Here is a 22,735-nt window from a genome sequence, read left to right as displayed (position 1 = left end):
GCGCAGAGGCTTGGATCCTCATCGCACACATCAGACGCGTCACACGGCATCTCGCAAGGGATTGAGAAGGTGCAGTTAGTTTTGAATCAGACTCTTAGATCTGCGTCGCGGACTGAACCGCCATACTCTAAGTGCAAACCTATTGGAAAAAGAAGAAGATTATTGCCGCGCACAGTGCACCTTCGGCTGCCAACACCATAAATTTTTGAAGAATGGCTGCGCCAAAGTTGTTGTCAAATAAGGAATCCCTCAGTGGTAGCTGAATCCGTGTGCAAAATCAGGATGCTGATGTTACGGAACATCTGATCAACGTTCCCGGCTGTGCCGAGATTGCCGCCTGAGCGCTTTTGGGGGCTGATTTCGGATGCGAAAACGGTCTAAATCCTGCCCTCAGTGCCGCTCTTGCGGCCTGACCCCGTTTTCGGGCGGCCTCGTCCTTATGCCATCAGCTTTCGTCGCACCAGAAACAGATTGCCGAGGGCAAATAGCGTAAAGAGCTGGGCCCGGTTCTTGGCGAGGCCGCAGTAGCGGGTCTTCACATGGCCAAACTGGTATTTGATCACCCGGAAAGGATGCTCAACCCTGGCCCTTACCTTGGCAATGATGCAGTTGGTGCTTTCCTTAAATGGATGCAAGTTTTCGCCCGTCGGGGCCTTACGCATCACGCCCCAGAACTGGCCGGGTCCACTGAACGCAGCCGCGCGCTCGGCGCTGACGTAGCCCTTGTCGGCGCAGACAGAGGTCTCGTTGCCATGCAGCAATGCGTCCCATACCTGACTGTCGTGCAGCCTGGCAGTAGAGGTGTCGAGGCTGTGGATCACGCCGCTCTCTGCGTCGACGCCAATGTGGGCTTTCAAGCCGAAGAACCAGTATTACCCTTCTTTATAGACGACATCTCGGGATCTCGCGCCTTCGCCTTTTTCTTGGTCGATGACGGCGCATCGATAATTGTCGCATCCACCAACGTACCTGAGCGCAGGGTGATGCCCTTGTCTGCCAGATGCGCATTCACTTCCGCAAAGATCGCCTCGGTCAACCCGTGTTGCTCCAGCAGACGGCGGAAGTTGAGGATGGTAGTGTCGTCCGGAATGCGGTCATCGCCCAGATCGATGCCGGTGAAACAGCGCATCGCGTCACTATCGTAGAGCGTCTCCTCTACCATCGGATCGTTCAGGGCATACCAGTTCTGGAGGAAGTAGACGCGTAGCATGATCTCAATCGGCATCGGCGGGTGCCCGTCCTTCAGGCGGGCTTTTGGATAATGCGGTGTGATCAATCCCAGCAGCCGCCTCCACGGGACCACTGCCTCCATCTCGGACAGGAACACCTCGCGCCGCGTCTGCTTCTTCTTCATTACGTCGTGTAAGACGGGAAATGCAGGTTGCTTCGGCATCAGAAGGGCTCCTTGCAGGGGATGCCCGAGATTACCCTATCAAGCTGAGAGCGGGAGGTTTTTCAGACGTTACTTGCGTGGGGAACCCACCTGTCGCAGCTATCGAGTTTCCCTAAATTGCCTTTTTTGGTGCCACTCAATATGACCCGATCGGCTTAGAAGCACATTCGAAAGAGTTAAGTTATTGGCGCACGGATGGGCATTATTTTCACTCCATTTTCATTTTCCATTTTATTTAGAATAAATCGATAACATTAACAGTATATTGAGATGATTCACCCTCGATCCCGGAGGGAAGTCCCAGCCCATCCGACTGGTCATCCGCATGGTCAATTGCCTTAGCACCGCCGCGTCGCGGATGCTTGATCATCTGAGCCAGCTCGTTCGAAGGGAGATCTCGCGTGACAATCATTGATGGTGCCTTGACGGACTGGCCTGCCGGATCCCGGCTCGACACCGTTCAGACCGGCGCACCGGGCTACGGGCTCTACGGCATGACGGACGCGGACTTCATCTATCTTGCGATCACCTCCGCCGACGCCACCATCGGTGCCGGCACGACGATCTGGCTGGACACGGATCTCGACCGCACCAATGGTTATCAGATCTGGGGATGGACAGGCGGCATTGAGTATCACGTCGAAATTGGTGCCGACAATATGCCTATGCTGTTTGCAGGCGGTCCAGGCGGTGCCGTGATCGAGGGTCTGACCTTTGCCTATTCCGCGACGGGGGACACGCTGGAGTTGCGCATTGATCGTGCAGCGGTCGGCAACCCAGCACAGTTTCGCATCTTTTCGGACGTCAATAACGCGGTGTTTCTGCCGAACGACTATGCCAATGTGAATTTCATCGTCGGTGATCCCCCTGCGCCACCGGGCCCGGTCGTCGCCGGCGGCAAGACGCTCGACGGCGACCTGAGCGAATGGGGCGCTGGGACAAGGCTCGACACCGCTTCGACTGGTCACACGGGGTATGCCCTTCACGGCGATTTGCAGCAGAATGTCCTCACCTTTGCCATCGGTACGGACGGCACGCCGATCGGCACAGGCACGACGATCTGGTTGGATAGCGACCTCGATACCGGTACCGGCTATCAGATATGGGGATTTACCGGCGGCGCTGAATACAATCTGAACATGGGCGCGGATGGTAAGCTGCGGCTTTATACCGGCGGCGCAGGAGAGACGCTGGTCGGCGATGTCCAGTATGCACTGAATGCCGAAGGTTCGGTTCTGGAAGTCGCAATTGACGCGAGCCTTCTGGGCAGTCCGTCACAGGTGCATGTTCTTGCTGACGTGAACGACAGCATCTTTTTGCCAAACAGCTACAGTACGTCGAATTTCATCGTCGGCCAGCCGCCCAGTGTGCAGATCGGGAACACGACGATTAACGGCGTGATAGACGCCGCCGAATGGACGATGGCGGATACGCTTGTCGCTGGCGACGACCGACTGCTTGGCAGGGCAGAGGTCACAGCCGCGGGGACCACCTTCGTGTTGGCCATCGCAAGCAATGCCGCAGCGATCGGTGCCGAGACGACGATCTGGATCGACTCCGATCGCGACACCACGACCGGCCACCAGATCTGGGGTTGGGCTGGGGGGGCGGAATACAACGTCAACATTGCGGCCGATGGGACGGCACGGCTCTATTCCGGCGGGGCAGGAGAGACCTTCGTGTCGGACCTGACGTACCGGCTCGCGGCAGACGGGTCCGGGTTCGAGGTCGCCATCGCGAGCGACCTTCTGGCCGGGTCACCGCAATCCATCCGGGTGCTGGCCGACGTCAACAACAGCGTGTTTCTGCCAGGAGCCTATGCCGGTGCGAACCTCGTCATCTCGACGCCCACCGGACCGGCGGTCGACGATCCCGGCTTGCGGATCGGCATCGTCTATTCCGAGACGACAGCACAGAACTACTACAACCTCACGAACTACGGCCAATTGTTCATGGCGGCCCAGAACCAAGCCATGCAGGCCGGTATTCCCTTCGACCTGCTGACCGAGGCCGACCTGCTGAACCCATTAAACCTCGCTGTTTACGACGCGCTGGTTTTTCCGGGGTTCAGCCACGTCAAGGCCGGTCAGGTTGATGCCATTGCTGCCAGTTTGGCCACGGCGGCCAGCGCCTACGGCGTTGGCCTGATCACGGCGGGCAACTTCCTGACCAACGACGAGACCGGTTCCGCGCTGGCCGGCAATTCCTATGCGCGGATGCAGTCCCTGCTAGGCGTTACGCTGGAAGGCTTCGGCCAGACCAACGGGATCCAGATGGAGGCGACGGCGGCCGGGCAGACACTTTTGGGCAGCTACTCGTCGGGACAGCAGATCGGTGCCTACGGCAACCTGTCATACCTGTCGTTCACCGATGTAACGCCGGACGGCAACGGGCAGACCCTGTTCGACCAGATCGTCACCGACGAAAGCGGGAACACCCTTCGTCTGGACGGGGTGATTGCGACGACGACGGCGGCGCGCAACGTGCATTTCGCGACCGATGCCCTGCTGGGAAATAACAACGTACTGGGCAGCGCGCTGGACTGGGTCGCAACCGACAACGCGCCTGACGTCTCGCTCAATATGACGCGCGGCAGTTCGCTCTTCTATGCGCGCAACGACATGGATCAGGCGATGGAGAGCTCCGATGTAGGCACCTCGGGTCAGGGCATTTACGACAAGATGCTGCCCATCGTCGAATCTTGGCACAACCAGTGGGGTTTCGTCGGATCATACTATATCGACATCGGCGCTAATCCACCCGATCAGTCTACTGACTGGACCGTGTCGGGGGACTACTACCAGCGATTGATCGCCCTCGAGAGCGAGGTCGGATCCCATTCCTACACCCACCCCGACGACACCAATCTGCTGTCTGCCGACACGCCGGCCATCCTGGCCCTTGCCGCCCGGGTCGATCCGCGAAATCCGGGCGCAGTTGACCCGTCGACGCTGACGCAGGCCGAACAGAATGTGCTGTTCAATTCCTACCGTTTCCAGTTCGAGACCTCGAAACTGATCATCGAGGACCGGTTAGGTATGACAATCACCGGCGCTGCGGTGCCCGGTGCACCAGAGAGTGTCGACACCTCGCGCGAGATCATTCAGTATTACGAATACCTCAGCGGCGGCTATTCCGGAATTGGTGCCGGGTATCCCGGAGCATTCGGGTTTTTGACGCCAGGCGAAACGGAAAAGGTCTATCTCGCGCCGAATGTGAGTTTCGACTTTTCGCTTGTCGAGTTCCAGGGTTTGACGCCTGCGCAGGCCGCGGATGTCTGGCTTCGGGAATACGCAGCGATTACCGGCAATGCAAATGCGCCGATCATTGCATTTCCTTGGCATGATTACGGCGCAACGACCTGGTTCGCCGATACGACCTACAGCCTTGACATGTACGAGGCCATCATATCTGCGGCCGCCGCCGATGGGACCGAATTTGTGACGGGCGTCGATCTGGCACACCGTATTGAAAGTTTTCAAGGCAGCGCGCTCTCGGCGTCGCGCAGCAATGACGTGATCACGGCGCAGGTCACATCGACCGATGCCGGCCACTTCGCGCTGGATGTCACGGACGAAGGCCGCATTGCAAGTGTCGCGAACTGGTATGCCTACAACGATCACGCCGTCTTTGTGCCTCGCAACGGCGGCACGTTCGAGATTTCGCTGGGCGCGCAGACCTCTGACGTCACTCACGTTGCGGAACTGGCACAACGCGCAGAACTGATTTCCGTCTGGGGCGACGGGCAGGATCTGGATTTCGTCTTCAATGGGCGTGGCGATACCGTCGTCGACCTTGCCACCCAGGGCAGCCAGTGGATCACGGTGACGGGGGTGGACAACGGTCAGATCGACACGACCGGAAACCTGGTTTTAACGTCCAATAATTTGGCGAACCATGCGGTTGGCATTGATTATTCCACCGGAACCGGCGAGTTCTTGGGGACGGCGGCGGACGAATTGCTAATCGGTGGCAGTGCGAACGACACGATCCGGGGTCAGGCCGGCAAGGACATCCTGATCGGGAACGCGGGCAACGATGTGCTGGCTGGCGGTGCCGGCGATGACGTCCTCTCTGGCGGCTCAGGCACCCACAAGGACCTGACCGGCGGCATCGATACCTTCGTGTTCGAGGCAGGCGGTGGCAACGATTCCGTTCTAGATTTCACGAGCGGGATCGACATCCTGCACCTTATCGGACTGGGGTTTGCCGACGCCGTCGACGCGGCCGCGCAGTTTGCACAGACCACAGACGGCCTGCTGCTGACCTTTGGGTCGGGCAGTAGCTTGTTGCTGGCAGATCTTGCATTCGGTGACGTCACGGCGACCGACATCCGGATCTTCGAGGCGGCAGTGGCCTGATACGCGTCACACCCTTCTTTCAAGCCAAGTTACAAACATTTCTCGACAAATCGAATTTTATTGAGGGAATGATATGCACACGAAGATCTTTGGAACCGACGGCGTGCGGGGCAGGGCCAACCGCTGGCCCATGACGGCGGACATGGCGCTGCGCCTCGGACAGATTGCCGGGCTGCATTTTACGCGGTCAAAGCGGCGCCATACCGTCGTGATCGGCAAGGACACGCGTTTGTCCGGTTACATGCTGGAACATGCGCTGGTCGCGGGCTTTACGGCGGCCGGGATGGACGTGATTCTGACCGGGCCGCTGCCGACACCCGGCGTCGGCATGTTGACCCGGTCGATGCGGGCGGACGCCGGTGTCATGATCTCGGCCTCACATAATCCGCACTGGGATAACGGAATCAAGTTCTTCGGTCCGGACGGCTTCAAGCTGTCCGATGCGGACGAAGAGGCTATCGAAGCCGGGTTGCGGATGAACGCCCCCATGGCAGAGCCTGCGCACATCGGACGCGCCATGCGCATCGACGGTGCTGTTGATCGCTACATCGAATTCGCCAAGCATACCTTTCCGCGCGATATGCGGCTTGATGGCATGAAGATCGTCGTCGATGCCGCCAACGGGGCCGCCCACCGGGCGGCGCCGCGCCTGATCTGGGAACTGGGCGCTGAGGTGATCGAAATCGGGACAACGCCCAACGGCACCAACATCAACGAAGACTGCGGGTCGACCGCACCACGGGCCGCCTGCGAGGCGGTCGTGGCCCACGGCGCTGATCTTGGCATTGCGCTGGATGGCGATGCGGACCGCGTCCACATGATCGATGAGACAGGCAAGGTCGTCGACGGCGACCAGATCATGGCCGTCATCGCCACAGAGGCCAAACGGCGCGATGCGCTGCGGCGCGACACGCTGGTTGCGACAGTCATGTCCAACATGGGGCTCGCCCGTCATCTGGCCGCAAACAACATTGCCCTCGAACGCACGCAAGTCGGCGACCGGCATGTGGTGGAACGGATGCGCGCCTTGGGCTGCAATGTTGGCGGCGAACAGTCCGGTCACATTATCATGTCCGATCATGTCACCACCGGTGACGGACTTATTGCGGCCCTTCAGGTTCTGGCTGCGATACGGCGCATGGATGATGCAGCCTCGGTTGCCATGAATCGCTTCAAACCCATGCCGCAGGTCCTGCGCAACGTGCAGGTCGCGGCCGGTGCCCAGCCGCTGGAAATGGAGGCGGTCCAAAAGCTGATCGCCTCGGCCGGGGCGCGTCTGGGCGATACCGGACGCATTCTGGTGCGGCCGTCGGGCACAGAACCAGTAATTCGCGTCATGGCAGAGGGTGAGGATGAGGCGCTGCTGCACAGCATGACCGAGGAAATTGGCGACGCCATGGCGCGGACGCAACCTGCGCACGCGGTGGGGGTCCACACCCTTTTCAAATCACTGTCGGCCTGAATTGAAAGGACAAGATCATGTGTGGCATCATTGGCGTCCTCGCAAAAGACAGACCGGCAGCGCCGCTGCTGATGGACGGTCTGCGCCGTCTGGAATACCGGGGCTATGACAGCGCCGGCGTGGCGACCGTATCGGCGGGCTTTCTGGACCGGCGCCGCGCCGCCGGCAAGCTCGCGGCGTTGGCCGATGTGCTGGGCACCGCGCCGCTGCCCGGCACCAGCGGCATCGGCCACACCCGCTGGGCGACCCATGGCTGCCCGACCGAGGCCAACGCGCATCCCCACCGCGCCGGTTCGGTTTGCGTTGTCCACAATGGCATTATCGAGAACTATCGCACATTGCGCGAAGAGCTGACGTCACGGGGCGCGCATTTCGAATCCGACACCGACACGGAAGTCATCGCCATACTCTGCGCCGACATGCTGCGCCGCGGGTTGTGCGAAGAGGACGCCGCGGCCGGCACAATCGCCCGTCTCGAAGGCACCTATGCCCTGTGCTTTCTGTTCGAGACTGCGCCGGACCTGCTGATCTGCGCCCGTCGCGGATCGCCACTTGTAATCGGCCTTGGCGACGGAGAGACGTTCGTGGGATCGGACGCCATCGCACTGGCGCCGCTGACGAACCGGATCTGCTATCTGGAAGAAGGCGACTGGGCGGTCGTCTCGCGCACCGACATGCGGGTACACGACAGCCATGGCAATCCGGTCACCCGACGCGTCCAGGTCATCGCACTGGATCACCTCATCGCCGACAAAGGCCAGCACCGCCACTTCATGGCCAAGGAAATCCATGAACAGCCGACCGTCCTGGCCCGCGCCCTTGGTGCATGGACGTCGAGCGATCGCAACAGGATCACCTCCGACGCCGAGCACATCGACTGGTCCGCTGTGTCGCGCCTGTCCATCGTCGCCTGCGGCACCGCCTATCTGGCGGGGCATGTGGCCAAGATCTGGCTGGAACAGATCGCGCGGCTGCCGGTAGAGTTGGAGATCGCGTCGGAGTTCCGCTACCGTGAGCCGCCGTTGCCGCGGGATGGCGTGACGATGGTGATCAGCCAATCCGGCGAGACGGCGGATACGCTTGCAGCCTTGCGGTATGCCAAGGCGCAGGGTCAGCAGACCCTCGGCCTGGTGAACGTCACCACCTCGACCATTGCGCGAGAGGCCGACGTGGTCCTGCCCATTCATGCCGGGCCGGAAATCGGTGTCGCCTCCACCAAAGCCTTCACGGCCCAACTGATGTGCATAGCTCTGCTAGCGTTCATGATTGCCCGCAAGCGCGGCGTCATCGGACCCGACGCAGAGACCACAGCGATCGATGTGCTGTCCACGATACCCCGCATCCTGTCGGAAGTGTTGGCGCAGGAAAACGATTTTGCGGCGCTCGCGGCGCAGATTTCGGACGCAACTAGCGTTCTCTTCCTGGGGCGCGGAATGATGTATCCGCTGGCGCTCGAAGGTGCCCTAAAGCTCAAGGAAATAACATACATCCACGCGGAAGGTTATGCCGCAGGAGAAATCAAACACGGACCGATTGCCCTTGTCGATGAACACACGCCGATCATCGCACTGGCGCCGTCGGGACCGCTTCTGGAAAAATCGCTGTCCAACTTGCGCGAGGTTATCGCGCGCAATGGGCGGGTGGCAATCATAGGGGATGCCGCGGCCTGCCAAGTATTCGGTAACGAGGCCTGGCATTGCCTCGCGATCCCCCACGTCGATCCGCTGGTCGCGCCATTCGCCTATGCCGTCGCGATCCAGTTCCTTGCCTACCACACTGCGCTGTGCCGGGGCACAGACGTCGATCAACCCCGCAACCTCGCAAAATCGGTCACCGTCGAGTGACCGTAGAAAAAGGGAGACGCCGCTATGAGACATGACTTCAGATCCAGAACACCATGCATCCTTGCCACGGGCGGCGCGGGTTACATCGGCTCTCACGTGGCGGTCGAGTTGCTGAACGATAATTACCGGGTCGTGATCCTGGATAACTTCGAAAACGCGGACCGCGGTGTGGCGGCCCGCATTCCGCAGATCGCGGCGGGCGATGTGACGCTGATCGAGGGCGACGTGCGCGACCGTCGCGTAGTCGAGGAGGTGCTGCAAAATTACCGCGTCGATGCGGTCATCCATCTGGCCGGCAAGAAAGCCGTCGGAGAATCCGTTGCTGACCCGCTGCTCTACTTCTTCGACAACCTGTTCGGCGCGATTTCGCTCTTTCAGGCGATGCAGGCGACCGGCGTGTCAAACCTCGTCTTCTCGTCTTCGGCCACGGTCTACGGCTATCCTGAAGCCATGCCGATCGACGAGACGGCACCGACAGGTGTGACCAATCCTTATGGCCGCACCAAACTGATGATCGAGGAGATGATCGATGATCTCGTGATCGCCTGGCCAGAGCTTCACGCGATCTCCCTGCGCTATTTTAATCCGGTCGGCGCCCATGCCAGCGGCTTGATCGGGGAAAGCCCGCAGGGCGTTCCGAACAACCTCTTTCCCTACGTGGCCCAAACCGCTGCGGGCCAGCGCGCAAGGGTGCAGGTGTTCGGGGGCGACTACGACACGCCGGACGGCACGGGCGTGCGCGATTTCATCCATGTGGTCGATCTGGCAAAGGGTCACTGCCGGGCCATCGAACGTCTGCTGCATCGCAGTGATGACGAAGAGGACCGCCACCAGAGGTTTAACCTCGGGACCGGACGGGGCTATTCAGTGCTTGAGGTCATCTCTGCCTTTTCCCATGCGTGCGGCATTGCAATCCCCTACGATATCGTCGCCCGCCGCCCCGGGGACGCGGCCGCTTCTCTGGCCAATCCTGGCCGCGCGCACCGCCTTCTGGGATGGCAGGCGACCCGGGACCTGCAGCAGATGTGCCGCGATCACTGGGCCTTTCAGGTTGCGCATGCTGTGGAACGGTCCGCCGTCACGCACGGCATGTTCCACACCGTGTCACCGGCGGCCACCGGAAAGAGGCAGGACTTTAGACCCGGATTGCCCATCTAACGGTGCCTGTCCACATCCGCGTTTCGGCCAGCCGGCCGTTTTCATATCAGAAAGAAGGTAGAGTGATGCATGTCATGGTCTGGTTGATCGCGATGTTGACAGGAACCGCAGCCCTTGCCGACGATGGGCAGACACCCCTGTCGCTAGCAGGACCGGATGCCAGCGCATTGCCCGACGTGCCCACCGCCGAGGCTGATGACTGTCCGGCGAATGGGGTCAAACTGCGGTCCTTCCGCCTTGAAAGGGCACTGGCCGACGGGTTCGGTGTGCAGTATTGGGGCGAGGACTACTCCGCCGACGGCCTTGCTGCACAGCCGCACGGCCTGCTGATCATGGAGGCGACCCGCATCGGCGCCAGCTACAGTGACACCGGTCGCGAGGTTCTCTTCAGCCCCGCGGAAATCGCGGTGATCTCCAAGGGTGGATCGCGGCCGGTGCTGGGGTATCTCAACATCGGTGAGGTCGAGGACTACCGCGACTACTGGATAGAGCAGCAGGCTAGCGATAGGGCGGCCCGGTGGTCCGGCCCGGTCCTGCCCGATGGCGACCATCTGGCCGCATACTGGACGCCCGAATGGCAGGACCTGATGATGACCCGGGTCGACCGCTTGATGCGGACTGGCATCGACGGGCTCTTTCTTGATGACGTGCTACAATATTATTCCTACGTCGCGAACCCCGATCTGGATTGGTCGCACGAGGCGCGTCCGGCTGGGCCGGTCACTCCGGCCCATCTGGCGCAGGACATGATGAAACTGGTGATCGCCGTCACCGACCGGATGCGCGCATGGAACTGCAACGCCTTCGTCGTGGTGAACAACGCTGTCTTCATCGGCCGCGATGCATTGAGCGACCCGGCACAGGGCGACGGATCGCGGCTCTTCGACACATATTTGTCGAAGATCGACGCGGTCATGGTCGAAAACATCCTCGGCAACCCGGCCAACGACACGACGCGGCAGGCGGTGATCGAGGATTTCCAGAACAACGGCATCGCGGTGCTGACCCTCGATGTGCTGTCACGTCACGAGGGCGGCGACGAGGACGACACCCTGCGCTGGAAGCTGGGCGAGGAATCGACGCGCTCGGGCTTCAAGCCCTATTTCGCCGACGACGACAGATTCAATCGCCTGTCGCCGCCGGTGCGGCTGCTGGGAAAGACGTAGGCACCAGCCCCAGCACGCTGGCGCGCAACAGCGTCGTGATGCCGCTGTCGGCCAACGGCCCCGACAGCAAGTCGCGGTAATAGGGCGTGCCGCGCAGATCCTGCGCCACGAGCATCCAGATCTGCCTGTCCCATTCGGTCAGCAGTGGATCCGTGGCGTTGACTGCATCACGCAGGTAAGCGAAGGTCTGTGGCATGTCGCGGTGCAGGTTGCACCACGCGGCACCCAGTAGCGGCATCTGGCTGAACAGGTCAGGCGTCATAAAGGCACGATAGGGCAGTAACGCCCGCGCCCCCTGATACCGCAGCATCTGCAGAAAGACCGCTGGCGGCGGCGGTGCATCGCCCGTCGTATGTCGTGCAAGCGCCCGTCGCAGGGCCGCCATGTCGCCACTGCGCTCTGCGTTCAGTGCGAGCGCCAGCCAGTCCGCCAAGTCGAAGTTGGGATCCGCGTCGAGCCAGAGAGTCTGCAGATGACGTCCAATGCCACCGTAGCCAGCGGCCAGAAAGGCATCGACCGAAACGTCACCGATCTCTGGATCGTTAACGATCGACCGCTCTGCCACAGTCAACGCCTCTGTCGTTGCACCGCGCCCGATCAGCGTCCGCAGGCTCTGGTCCAGCGTGTCCCGGTCCGCGGGTGCGGCGGTATTCCAGTCTGACGCGCGCGCCATGGCCTGATCGGGCTGACCCGTTTCAATATCCAGTTGCAGCAGCTGCCGCCGTGCCGTCAATGCCGTCTCATCCGTCCCGTTCGACAGGAAAACCAACACGTCGCGGTAGGCGGCGATATCACCGGATGCCAGCAGCAGCTCTGACAGCCTTTGTTGTTCGAAGGGGGTCAGTTGCCGCGGTGACACATCTTGCAGTAGTTCCATCTCTGCCCTGCTATTGCCGGACAGGCGCAGCAGATAGCCGAGATCCTGCCGGCGCACCATGTCCGGTGCCTGAAAATACCCCCGCTTTCGCAGCCGCACCGCTGCGGTCAGATCGCCGCGCAGCGCGGCCAGTTCTGCCATTTCGTCAAGGGTCTTCGCATGCCCGGAGGCATCAACCAGAACGCGCAGATATTCCCGATGCGCCGCTTCGAAGTTGCCGTGGGCCACGTCAAGCCTGGCGTGCATGAGGTAAAGGTTTCGGCTCAGGGGGCCAGCTTTCTCTGCCGCGGCCAGCCGGTCAAGCGCATCGCGGGGCTCTAGGCTCGCCAATTCCGCCTCGAGCCTGACCATCGGGTCCGGTTGCAGCAGCACGACGACACCGACAGCCAGAAGACATATCGCAGAGATCGCAAGGACATAACGTTGCATGACATTCAACTCCCGTTGCAGGCGTCGGTGAACCGGATCGCGGTCGGAGCACTTCCTGGAAGGGGAAACTCTACGCTGAACCGACCCTCCGCATCGGATGTCAGCGTCTGCCAAAACGCAGGGGTTAGACCGTCGCTCTCCATCATCTCGACGTCGTAGGCGTGATCCGGCGCGCCCAGCCATTCGGTATTGCCGGGTCCGAAACCCCGAAGGACCATGCGGCTGATGCAGTTATCGCGCGCAGACTGCAAAATTTCCGCACGCGCATGCACAAGCGCCGGCGTGCTGCCCTGCGGAACCAGTCCCGCCGCGGCATTGCTTTGAAGCAGGGTGACCCGCGGCTGCGCATTGTCCGGGGCCAGCGCGACGTAGAGGGATGTTCCCGTGCGACGCGCACCCAGCACGCCGTTGCTCCGCGACAGATCGACGGACCATGCGACCGCATCGTCAAAACGGACCGTTTGAAGATCGCCGCGATCCTGGATGCGCCATGTCAGCGGCCCCTCCGCGATAATCTGGACCGCATCATATCCGATAACCGCCCGCGCATAGCGGGCTGCTGTCACGGGCGTCACCTCTGCACTTCGGGCATACGCCAGATGCGCGCGCACTGCGCTACGGCTGGCAAAATCCACGGCAGATCGGGCCGCAAACGACAGCTGGAACGGCTTCAGACGCCGGGGGGCCTCGGTCCGGTCCAAGGTCTGCTGCAGCGCGTAGAAGGCCGCGGTGTTGCTGGTCCAGCCCTGCGTATAGTCGGCGTCGCCGTCGAGCGCATCGTAAACCTGAAGTCCCGCATCCGTGCGAAAGCCGAGCGGCATTAGATTGGCGAGGGATGGCCGCACCATTGTCAGACGGCCGCCCCCACCGCCAAGATTCTCCGACCCGGCAGCGGAAACGCTGGAAAGGGCGGCGGCAAATGGCATTGCGTCACCGCTCCACCTGTAAAGGGGCGGAGCGGTGTCGCCGGGCGCGATGGCTGCCGAGGCCGCAATTGCGCCCGCCGTTTCCGTCCAGAGGTCGAAGGCCGTGTTGACATACTTGCGCGGCCCGCCCACACCACCGCCCAGCAAGGACCGTGGCGACACCTGATCACCAAGGCTGCGGATGGCATTCACCAGCATGCCGCTGTCGACACTAGTGGTCGCCCCCCCTAACAGCAGCGCCTGCTCGGACTGCGCATTATAGTCGGCGAAGAAGGACCAGTTGTAGATCATGCTGGCACCCGACGTGGCAGGTTGCACCTGTGGCTGTCCGAACAGGTGGCTGGCGACAGCGCGACCACGGTCAGCCGCGATCCCTGCGACGTTCGCGTCCAGATCACTCTGAATCAGCGCTACACTGACGGGCAGATCCGGGAACGGAGAGATCAGATCTGAATCCAGCACCTCTGATGCAAAGGGCGGTTGGTCACCGAATTGGCGGGCGGGCAGGCGTAGAAGCCAGCCATCGGAATCCACCGTGGCGAAATAGATCCTGCGACCGCTAAGCGTCGTCACATCGGGGACCGGCCATTGAGAACTGCCAAGAGCCAGTTCAAAAAGCGCGAAGGGATCGGAAACCCAGAGCGGGCCGCCACGCGGATCTTCGCGTACTAAGACGCTTGAATCGGCATAAAGTGCACCGGGCGAGATCACCAGCAGGTCAATCGTGTCGGACCCGGTGTCCAGTGTCAGGTACGAAGCGGCCGGATCACGCGCCATGATTCGCGTCTGAATTCCGGTACGGATGTCGAACATCGTGTCGTACCCGATCAAACGGTCATCCACCTTTTGGACGATCGCGCTCGTCCCCACGGAAATCTGGTCAGACCCCGCAACGACTCCGAGACGTCCGAGATATGCGGCCCCCGCCGCGGTCGCGATCGTGGCGTCGTCCAGTCCGATGTCGCCGAGCGTCAGCATCGCGGGGACGTGTCCGCAGGTGTCGCGCAGGTCCGCCAGTCCCGCAGCCAGACCCGCCGGGTCGGGCACCGGTCCCTCGAACCACGAAAGGGTTGCGGCGATGGGCACATCCGGCATGGTCCCAAGGCCATGCGCCACGTCCTGATAGACGAGGCGGTAGCCCAGATCATTCAGCGGCATCTCTGCGTAGCGATGGATCGGGCTTATGCGGGACGACGCCAGTTGCGTGCCGTCATACAGCGCGAGGATGGTGCGCGGCACTTCGAGCGCATCGCGGCAGGCTCTGGCGTCCCTTGCCCCCGCGGCACAGGCGACCACGGCACAGGACATCAGAACATACGTCTTTCGAATAATGACATTTCTGCGGTCTTTTGAACCTTTAGGCGTATGCCGAGCTAATACCAATGAAGCACTCCAATTCCATCTAATTGAATTGCGAATTTTGGTTATTTATCATAATTAAATATTCATTGGCAATTAGTCTGATGGCGGCGGGCCACGACGAAGTCGATGATGACCGCTCCGAACTAAAGGATTTTCATCATGTTTTTAAGGACATTCAGGAATTTTCTAGGCACAACATGTCTTATCAGCGTCGGAATTGGCGCCTTTTACGTGGAAAGATTCGTTTCAGAACATGGACCGCAGGCGGTAATGGAGCCTGTGGCTAATGTATTTCGCCAATTGCGGCCGTTCGGCGATGCGGTCGAATCGCGCTTTTCGGACCTGCGCGACAAGGTCATGGCACAGGATGCGCCCGTGACCGGGGGTGGTGGCAACGCATCCCCGGCCGCCTCTGCAACCGACGCGCTCGCTGTTGACGCGACCCGGAATCCCGCGACGAAGACGGCAGCGATCGGCACCGATCCGGGGCCGGTCGACCAGACCGTTGCCGGGATGGTGGCTGACTGCATGCCCGATGGGGGCATCGCGGATGTCGTCGTTCTGGGCGACCGTTTGACCCTGCGGGTCTTCGAGCAGAGCGCGCTGGCACCGCTGCCGGCAGAACAGGCCACAACTGACAGGGAACGCGTCATTTTCGAACGGCTCGACCTATCCGGTTCCTACGAAATCGGACCAAGCGGCTCCGTGTCGCTACCGGCCATCGGCCACGTCGACATCATCGGCCAACGTCTAGATTGCGCCGAAACACTGATCGGCCGGACGATCAGCGAGCGTCTGCGCGTGAATGCCAGCGTCAGTGCGGGCTTTGCCTCGCGTCCTCCCGTCCTTGTCAGCGGCGTGGTCAGGACCCCTGGTGCCCATGCCTATGCGCCGGGTCTGACCGTGGAACGGGTGCTGGCCCAAGCGGGTGCGATCCAGCAGTTTGACCCTCCCTCACCGCAACAGGTCGCAACGTTGTCCGCGCGCGAAGGCGAACTGTCGATGCAGGATGCGAGCCTCATCATTGAGCGCGCCCGGTTCGACGCGGTGCTTGACGGCGATTACGAGCTTGCGAAGGACGATTCAAAATGGACGTCTGTTGCCGATGCGCTGGGCACGGAACGCGTCGTTTTTGAAAGGGCTCTTCTCATGGCCCAGCTTGACGAACAGGCAGAAGAGTCGAGTCGGATTAACAGACGGACCGCGGACCTTGAAAGCCGGATCGCTGCGGCGCGCGAAAGTCTCGAAGCCGCCGAAAGCCAGCTGGTCTACCTTGAGGAGCGCGAAGCGATCCGGGTGGACTTTCTGTCGCGGCGCCTGTCGAACAACGCAAATGTGGACGAGGCGACGCTGCGTCGCATGGATATGTCGCGGGTCGTGCTGGACAAGCGTGATGCCCTTGCGGCCCTCGAGGGCGAGCTGCATATGGTCCAGCACGACCGGACATTGCATGACGCCAGCCACCGCCTGCAGATCGCGACTTTCATGGTCGAGACCAGCAAGGCGCGGGCGGCTATCGCTGGAGAGTTGCGCACCGTCCGCCAGCAACTTGACGTCGGGGACGACATACCCGAGCAGTCCTTTGTCGTGACCATCGAGCGTCCGACCTTGTCCGGCACGGCCAAGTTCGCGGCCAGCTTCGACACCGTCGTGCGGCCGGGCGATCTTGTCGCTGTCAAATCCGCCGACACGCGCGCCGTGCAACGCGAAGTGCCGACGGCCTTCACGGGCTTGGACCAACCGGAAACCCTGATCACGGCTGCAGCGCAGTGACCGACGCGCCCGACATCGCCATGGACCCGCCTGGCGGATTTCCAAGCGGGGGCGTCATGACCGTCCTGCGCGAGATGATCGGCGTTGTGGTCCTGCTTCTGGTCGTGCGCGCCGCAGAGCCGCTGTTTTTTGGCGAGGGATTTTACGCGACGCTCTCTGCGCATCCCTACTGGATTTTGGTGATCCTCGCTTCGGCACAGGGCGGCATCCTGACAGGTGTCCTGACTGCGGCCTTCGCCGCGCTAGTGATGGACTGGCCGCCCCGACCGATCGGCGTCGACATCACTGCGCATTATGTCTCGGCAGCGATCGTACCGGTGCAATGGCTGCTGGCTGCGATCGTCATCGGTGCGTTTCGCCAGCAGCAGATCCGCCATGAAATGCAATTGGCCGCCGAGGTGACGCGCCTCACGGGCATGGTGACGGACTTCGCACAAGAGATCGAGCTGCTCGATCAAGAGATCATCACTCTAGAATTGCGCGCCGCAACGGGGGCTGACTTGCAACCGCCAAAGGCCGGCGATAACCCGACGCCGCCCGTCGGCGATGCTGACCCCGATGCCGGGATGACCGTCGCGGGGGCCGCATGAGCTTTGCAGCCGAAGCGGAACCCTTGCGCCCGCACATGCCGGACACCGTTCCGCGGATCTGCGGGGCGCAGCCCCTGTCAATCGCAATGGCCGCCCTTGATCTGTTCCTGATCTGGGGCTGGGCGTTGAGTGACACGACGACCATGACGGCACTGCTGTGGCACGGCGCTGCGACCTGCGTCCTGTCCGCCGCCGCGTGGCCATTTCAGCGGCGCCACTGGATCGCCATCGTCAGCGCCATGTTGACCTGCTTTGTGCTGGGTCCGATCGGGGGTCTTGTCCTCGTCATTATAGACTTGTCGGACGGCCCCACAATGGCGAGGGTGCCATCGCGGCCCACGGACCAGAAGACCCCTTCAATTGCCGATGTTCTGCACAGCCAGATCACGCAGCAGCGCCGCCGGGCCACCGGAACCGGAACCGGGACCGCAGACTTCGTGTCGATCTTCCTCTCGGGGTCGCTGGCCCTGCAACAGGACGCGATCGCCGCAATCTCTCAGCGTTACACACCTGATATGATGCCGGCCTTGCAACAGGCACTGGCATCCGAAATTCCGGCAATCCGCGTGCAGGCCGCCGCGGTCTTCGCAAAGCTGCGCGGCGTCTTTACCCAGCGCTGCAAGATCGTCCTGCAACAGACCACAGGCGAGACCGTGTTGCCCGCATTGGCAGCCGAAGCGCGCGCCATCGCCATGTCCGGCTTTGTCGACCATGAAACTGCAACAGCCCTCGGCGCTGTGGCCACCCGTCCGACAGTGCTAGGCGGACTGCCATTTGAGGAGTGGATTGCTGCGCCGGATGCTACACTGGTCCGTCCGCCATCGCTGAAACGGCATGCCTGCGGGGGGATCGCATGACCGGTGACAAAGACCTGGATGTCTGCATCGTGGTGGAAGGATGCTACCCTTTCGTTGCCGGTGGCGTGTCGTCTTGGCTTGACTGGCTTATGCTGAAACAGCCTGATACGACGTTCGGTGTTGTGGCAGTCGTGGCCGATGCGCAGCCGCGTGAGATGAAGTATGCGCTGCCGCCCAATGTCGCGCATTTTCAGACCGTCGCGCTGGCGCCGCAGTTCAAGAAGTTGACGGTCTCGCAGCCCCTAATCGACCCCGCCGTCCTCGCGGATTTGCTGCACGGCGTTTTGCGCGATGGCGATCTGGCGGCGATGGACGGCCTGACGCAGCTTGCGCAGACCCAGATCGGACGCTCGGGCCTCCACCGGTTCGCGAAACCGGCCCCGCCGACACTGACCGATCTGGTCTGTTCGCGACCCGCGTGGGACGCCATGGTCGACTGCTACGGCCGCCTCGCGCCGCAGGCGGCATTTTCGGATTTCTTCTGGGCCTGGCAATATCTCGTCGGTGGGCTGCTTTCGGTTCTTACGGCCCCGGTTCCGCGTGCTCGGGTCTATCATGCCATCTCGACGGGATTTGCGGGTCTCTACGCGGTCGGGGCGGCCCGTCGGACGAATGCGAGGTCCGCCATCACCGAACACGGTATCTATACCAACGAGCGGCGCATCGACTTGATCATGGCCGATTGGATCGAGGATCGCATCGCGGTAGGCCTTGGTGGAGGCGACTGTCGCACGGACGTGCGCGATGTCTGGATCGAGACCTTCGAAACCTTTGCGCGCCTGTGTTATGGCGGCACGGACCGGATCACGACACTCTACGGCCAGAACCAGACCTTTCAGCGCTCACTGGGCGCCGAAGAGGACAAGCTGCTGGTCATCCCGAACGGCATCGTGCTTGAACGCTTCAACGCGATTCCCAGAACGCCGGCCGCACGGCCGACGGCCGCACTCATCGGCCGTGTCGTTCCGATCAAGGACATCGAGGCCTACATCGCTGCTGCAGCGGTCGTCAAACGGGCGATCCCCGACGTTGAAATGCTGCTGATCGGACCGACCGACGAGGACCCTGACTATTTCGCGCTCTGCCAGCGTCGTATTGCCGAACTTGGCCTGCAGGATACCATCGTGTTTACCGGCAAGGTCAACATCGTGGACTACCTCGGCCGGATCGATGTCATGGTCCTAACCTCGATCAGCGAGGCGCAACCACTCGTCTTGCTCGAGGCGGGGGCGGCCGGGCTGCCTTGCGTCGCCACTGACGTGGGATCGTGCCGCGAGATCATCGAAGGCGCGCCCGATGAACACCCGCCGCTGGGCAGCGCCGGTCGCGTGGTGCCGCCGATGAATGCCGATGCGATCGGCCACGCGATCGTCGAGCTGCTGGCCGATCCCGCGTTGCGACAAGCCTGCGGCGCCACGCTGAAGAAGCGCGTCGAGACCTATTTCACTTCGGAAATGTCGGCCCAGCGTTACGCGGCGCTCTACGAATCGCTGTTGTCCGCATGACGGCCCGGCCAGCAACGGGGACAGTGGTCGGCCTATTCAGATGGATCCTCGGCGGACACCTCTTGGGCCCCGTGCAGCGGTTCGCCAGCGCCGTGATAATCGCCGCCGGCCCCTGGCTCGTCTCCGTCATCGCACTTGGCCTCGTGTCCGTCACGGTGCAGCCCATCGTCGGTCTGGCCGCGGTCGAGGATCTGCGTCTGACGGTCGTCTACGCCTTCTGCATCGCGCCGCTGGTCGCCGGTCCGATCGGGGCTGTCGCAGCACGGCTTGTCGCGGAAGAAAGCGAATCGGGGCTAATCCGACAGGCACCCGCGATCTTCCTCGTGGCCGCCCTTGGCTCTGCACTGGTGGCGGAAGGCCTGACCATTGCGATGGTCATCATCATGGGAATAGGCCCGGTCGAAGTGGCCGCTGCCTTCGTCGTGCTGACCGGTGCGGCCGCCCTGCTGTGGACCAGTTTTGCGATCCTGACCGCGCTGAAGGCCTATTCCTTCCTCGTCTGGTCCTTCATCAGCGGGATCGTCTTTGCGCTGACCTGCATCGTGTGGGCGACCCGCGCGGGCATCAGCACCGAAATCCTGATCTGGTCCTTCGCGGCCGGTATAGTGCTGTCGGTCTGCATGGCGCTGATCAGGGTCCGCCACGCCGCAGGTGGGCAGGCGGGCGATACGGTAGCGGCAGCACACCGGCTCTGGTCTGCGGCAGGGCAACTGCGTATGGTGGGGTGGGGCATCCTATTTGCCATCGCAGCCGTCTGGATCGACAAATGGGTCTACTGGGTGACGCCGTCTGCCGCGCGGTCCGACGCGGGTTTCGCCCATTTCAATCCCTACGACACTGTCATGTTCGTGGCGCATTTATCGGCGATCCCGACCTATGCCGCCTTGCTCCTGTTCCGCGACGGCGATTTGCGCCGTGGTGTCGAACGGTTTAGGGCCGATGTGCGCGACGGCGCAACCCACGCGCGCCTACGGCAGACCGTCGCTGCCCTGAGCCTGTCGATCTGGACCGGCCTGTTTTCGGTAGTCTTCCTGCAGGGGACCCTCACGGCCTGCGCGGTGCTGATGGCCCCTGCTGCGGCCACGATCCTCGGCTTCAACTTCGATCAGATCCTGACCCTGCGTGTCGGACTGATAGGCGTCTTCTTCCATTCCATTTTCTTCGTCTGCTGTGCCGTCATCTTGGTCTGCAACCGAAGTCTGGTCTTCCTGCTGCTGCAACTGGGCTTCCTCATCTGCAATCTGTTCACTAGCATCCTGTTCTATGTCGTCGTTGGGTTTTCGGCTTACGCCTTCTTCACCAGTGCCCTCATTGCGGCCGGGGCGGCCTTCGTCTGTGCCTACCGCGCCTTGACGAGCCTTGACTATCTGACGTTCCTCGGTGAAAATGATGGCATTTACGCCAGACTTAGCCACGCATTACGGGATCGATGATAGCGTCATTTAAGCTGCCCGCATGATTTTCGGGCTCGTCAGTCCTGAAATTGAGAACCTGATGTAATGTGCTACCAGTTGTCCGTGGTGCCCCCGCGGTCCCCGGCGAAGCCGCCTCATCGTGCGCGTGCAAGCTTACAACCATAACTAAAAGACAGTGGTCTAATCCAATAACAAAGACATACTATTAGTATTAAGCCTTAACATAATTAGGGCAATGTGTTAATTATCAACAAAAAAAATAATGTATATTACAGCGACCTGTAGCCTAATTTGAGATTCATGCAATTTTTCAAAAATTGGAACAGATTATGAAAACCATTAAGAAAATCACGATTCTCGATGACCATTATATGCGGGCATCAGGATATGCTGCTTTACTCTCGCGGGCGGGCCTCGGTTTCGATCCGGATGGTACCGACGTCACAATATCCGATGCCTCGTCGCTTTGTTTGGATGAAGCGCTATCCGGGCAAGATGCTTGTATTTATGTCGTCGGGGCAGAGTCACTGACCGACGTGAAGGTCCAGGAAATCATCCGGACGTGCCGGATTGCCCTGCAGGACCGTCCCCTAATTCTTTTGTCTGACCAGGTTGTAGCGGAAGACATTCGCGCCGCGATTAATGTCGGGATCAGCGGTATCGTTCCGACGCATACGCGGCCCGAAATCGCGATCGCTGCAATTCGTTTTATCTTTTCTGGTGGACACTACTTTCCGCACGCAGTCAGCGATGTCGATGCTAAAATACCAATGTCAGCTGCGCCGACCCGTGTGCGCTACACAGATCCCAAAGCAATCAAAAGCGCTGACATGCTTGCAAATGTCGGTCAGAGTGCTGGAGGTGCGATGGACCCGCTTGCGGAGGGAGCCAGAATGGCCGCCCCTGATGACGGCGTTACACTAACAGAGCGCCAGAACGACGTCATGCTCTCCTTGGAAAAAGGCTGGTCTAACAAAGAAATCGGAAGATCCCTTAACCTTTCAGAATCCACGGTCAAGGTCCATATCCGTCACCTGATGAGGAAGTTCGGGATGAACAATCGCACGCAGCTTGCGCTGATTATGTCGTCCGCACGGAGTGCAAACTGGAGGCACAAGATGGCGCAAACGGCACCGCGGGAGAAGAACGGGCGCCTGTTCATTGATGATTTACACCCGTAATATTTTTATATTTTAACGATTATACCGCCATTACTTCAAAACCCGAAAGTTCTCTTGGGTTATGACGTGGAAGTTGTCTGAGAGTCTGATTCAAAACTAACTGCACCTTCTCAATCCCTTGCGAGATGCCGTGTGACGCGTCTGATGTGTGCGATGAGGATCCAAGCCTCTGCGCTTGCGATGGATTTTTCCCAATCTTTCGATAGGCGGCGACATCGGTTCAGCCAGGCGAAGGTGCGCTCGACGACCCACCGTCGCGGCAGCACTTCAAAGCCCTCCGCGGTGTCAGAGCGTTTGACGATCTGGACGGTCCATCGGCCGAGGGCCTTTAGCGCGTCCCGCAGTTTGGGCCCTGCATACCCGCCATCCGCAAATACATGTCGCAATGATGGATAGCGCGAGGCGATCGCTTTCAGCACATCGGGTGCGCCATCCC

General features: G+C 61.1%; 15 protein-coding genes. 11 read left to right on the top strand and 4 right to left on the bottom strand.

Annotated features, from left to right (window positions below):
• Positions 1–437 precede the first annotated feature (437 nt).
• Positions 438–1,393 (bottom strand): IS5 family transposase gene (locus BM131_RS18720; protein WP_245754323.1). Its coding sequence is split into 2 segments (ribosomal slippage): positions 438–871 and positions 871–1,393, totalling 957 coding nucleotides; the frame shifts between segments, so codons are not numbered across the junction.
• Positions 1,394–1,794: 401 nt separating this feature from the next.
• Here BM131_RS18720 and BM131_RS18715 point away from each other — a divergent pair.
• The 5 genes from BM131_RS18715 (at position 1,795) to BM131_RS18695 (ending at position 11,384) form a co-directional block, all read left to right on the top strand.
• Entirely contained in the window at positions 1,795–5,754 is a 3,960-nt protein-coding gene (locus BM131_RS18715) for a hypothetical protein (protein ID WP_090191891.1), read from the top strand.
• 73 nt (positions 5,755–5,827) lie between these two features.
• Positions 5,828–7,216, top strand: coding sequence for a phosphoglucosamine mutase (gene glmM / locus BM131_RS18710; protein ID WP_090191890.1), 1,389 nt, complete (start codon positions 5,828–5,830; stop codon positions 7,214–7,216).
• A 17-nt stretch (positions 7,217–7,233) separates the two neighbouring features.
• Positions 7,234–9,060, top strand: coding sequence for a glutamine--fructose-6-phosphate transaminase (isomerizing) (gene glmS, locus BM131_RS18705; RefSeq protein WP_090191888.1), 1,827 nt, complete (start codon positions 7,234–7,236; stop codon positions 9,058–9,060).
• A 24-nt stretch (positions 9,061–9,084) separates the two neighbouring features.
• On the top strand, positions 9,085–10,218 hold the full coding sequence (gene galE / locus BM131_RS18700; protein WP_090191886.1) for a UDP-glucose 4-epimerase GalE: 1,134 nt from the start codon (positions 9,085–9,087) through the stop codon (positions 10,216–10,218).
• A 65-nt stretch (positions 10,219–10,283) separates the two neighbouring features.
• Entirely contained in the window at positions 10,284–11,384 is a 1,101-nt protein-coding gene (locus BM131_RS18695) for an endo alpha-1,4 polygalactosaminidase (RefSeq protein ID WP_090191884.1), read from the top strand.
• Here the strand turns inward: BM131_RS18695 and BM131_RS18690 are convergent.
• Complete coding sequence (locus BM131_RS18690; protein ID WP_090191882.1) at positions 11,341–12,690, bottom strand: tetratricopeptide repeat protein; 1,350 nt, start codon at positions 12,688–12,690, stop codon at positions 11,341–11,343. The genes BM131_RS18695 and BM131_RS18690 overlap by 44 nt on opposite strands.
• A gap of 5 nt (positions 12,691–12,695) precedes the next feature.
• On the bottom strand, positions 12,696–14,924 hold the full coding sequence (locus BM131_RS18685; RefSeq protein ID WP_090191881.1) for a polysaccharide deacetylase family protein: 2,229 nt from the start codon (positions 14,922–14,924) through the stop codon (positions 12,696–12,698).
• Between the two features lie 333 nt (positions 14,925–15,257).
• On the opposite strand from BM131_RS18685, the gene BM131_RS18680 reads away from it, so the two are divergent.
• From BM131_RS18680 to BM131_RS18655, 6 genes are all read left to right on the top strand, one after another.
• Positions 15,258–16,751 carry a polysaccharide biosynthesis/export family protein gene (locus BM131_RS18680; RefSeq protein ID WP_139222717.1) on the top strand — a complete coding sequence of 498 codons (1,494 nt, stop codon included), beginning with the start codon at positions 15,258–15,260 and terminating at the stop codon, positions 16,749–16,751.
• The gene (locus BM131_RS18675; protein ID WP_090191878.1) at positions 16,748–17,341 is read left to right on the top strand and encodes a hypothetical protein; all 594 of its coding nucleotides are present in this window, start codon (positions 16,748–16,750) and stop codon (positions 17,339–17,341) included. The genes BM131_RS18680 and BM131_RS18675 overlap by 4 nt, the downstream gene beginning before the upstream one ends.
• Positions 17,338–18,198 carry a hypothetical protein gene (locus BM131_RS18670; protein WP_090191876.1) on the top strand — a complete coding sequence of 287 codons (861 nt, stop codon included), beginning with the start codon at positions 17,338–17,340 and terminating at the stop codon, positions 18,196–18,198. Before BM131_RS18675 ends, BM131_RS18670 begins: the two co-directional genes overlap by 4 nt.
• Complete coding sequence (pelF, locus tag BM131_RS18665; protein ID WP_090191875.1) at positions 18,195–19,703, top strand: GT4 family glycosyltransferase PelF; 1,509 nt, start codon at positions 18,195–18,197, stop codon at positions 19,701–19,703. Before BM131_RS18670 ends, pelF begins: the two co-directional genes overlap by 4 nt.
• The gene (pelG, locus tag BM131_RS18660) at positions 19,700–21,136 is read left to right on the top strand and encodes an exopolysaccharide Pel transporter PelG (protein ID WP_090191873.1); all 1,437 of its coding nucleotides are present in this window, start codon (positions 19,700–19,702) and stop codon (positions 21,134–21,136) included. The genes pelF and pelG overlap by 4 nt, the downstream gene beginning before the upstream one ends.
• 311 nt (positions 21,137–21,447) lie before the next feature.
• Positions 21,448–22,299, top strand: coding sequence for a helix-turn-helix transcriptional regulator (locus tag BM131_RS18655; protein ID WP_090191871.1), 852 nt, complete (start codon positions 21,448–21,450; stop codon positions 22,297–22,299).
• Between the two features lie 110 nt (positions 22,300–22,409).
• On the opposite strand, the gene BM131_RS18650 is transcribed toward BM131_RS18655, so the two are convergent.
• Positions 22,410–22,735, bottom strand: a 326-nt coding sequence (locus BM131_RS18650; RefSeq protein ID WP_139222716.1) for a transposase, incomplete at its 5' end; no start/stop codon positions are given.

This window comes from Loktanella salsilacus (genome assembly GCF_900114485.1).
GTDB classification, from domain to species: domain Bacteria; phylum Pseudomonadota; class Alphaproteobacteria; order Rhodobacterales; family Rhodobacteraceae; genus Loktanella; species Loktanella salsilacus.
The sequence above is the reverse complement of the archived record's forward strand: the minus strand, read 5'-3'. Positions and strand labels throughout refer to the sequence as shown.

Excerpts from the sequence above, each read along its gene's own strand:
- pelG (WP_090191873.1), top strand. The coding sequence starts at position 19,700 with ATGACGGCCCGGCCAGCAACGGGGACAGTGGTCGGCCTATTCAGATGG.
- glmS (WP_090191888.1), top strand. The coding sequence starts at position 7,234 with ATGTGTGGCATCATTGGCGTCCTCGCAAAAGACAGACCGGCAGCGCCG.
- BM131_RS18685 (WP_090191881.1), bottom strand. The coding sequence starts at position 14,924 with ATGTCCTGTGCCGTGGTCGCCTGTGCCGCGGGGGCAAGGGACGCCAGA.
- BM131_RS18655 (WP_090191871.1), top strand. The coding sequence starts at position 21,448 with ATGAAAACCATTAAGAAAATCACGATTCTCGATGACCATTATATGCGG.
- BM131_RS18695 (WP_090191884.1), top strand. The coding sequence starts at position 10,284 with ATGCATGTCATGGTCTGGTTGATCGCGATGTTGACAGGAACCGCAGCC.
- BM131_RS18690 (WP_090191882.1), bottom strand. The coding sequence starts at position 12,690 with ATGCAACGTTATGTCCTTGCGATCTCTGCGATATGTCTTCTGGCTGTC.
- BM131_RS18670 (WP_090191876.1), top strand. The coding sequence starts at position 17,338 with ATGAGCTTTGCAGCCGAAGCGGAACCCTTGCGCCCGCACATGCCGGAC.
- glmM (WP_090191890.1), top strand. The coding sequence starts at position 5,828 with ATGCACACGAAGATCTTTGGAACCGACGGCGTGCGGGGCAGGGCCAAC.
- pelF (WP_090191875.1), top strand. The coding sequence starts at position 18,195 with ATGACCGGTGACAAAGACCTGGATGTCTGCATCGTGGTGGAAGGATGC.
- galE (WP_090191886.1), top strand. The coding sequence starts at position 9,085 with ATGAGACATGACTTCAGATCCAGAACACCATGCATCCTTGCCACGGGC.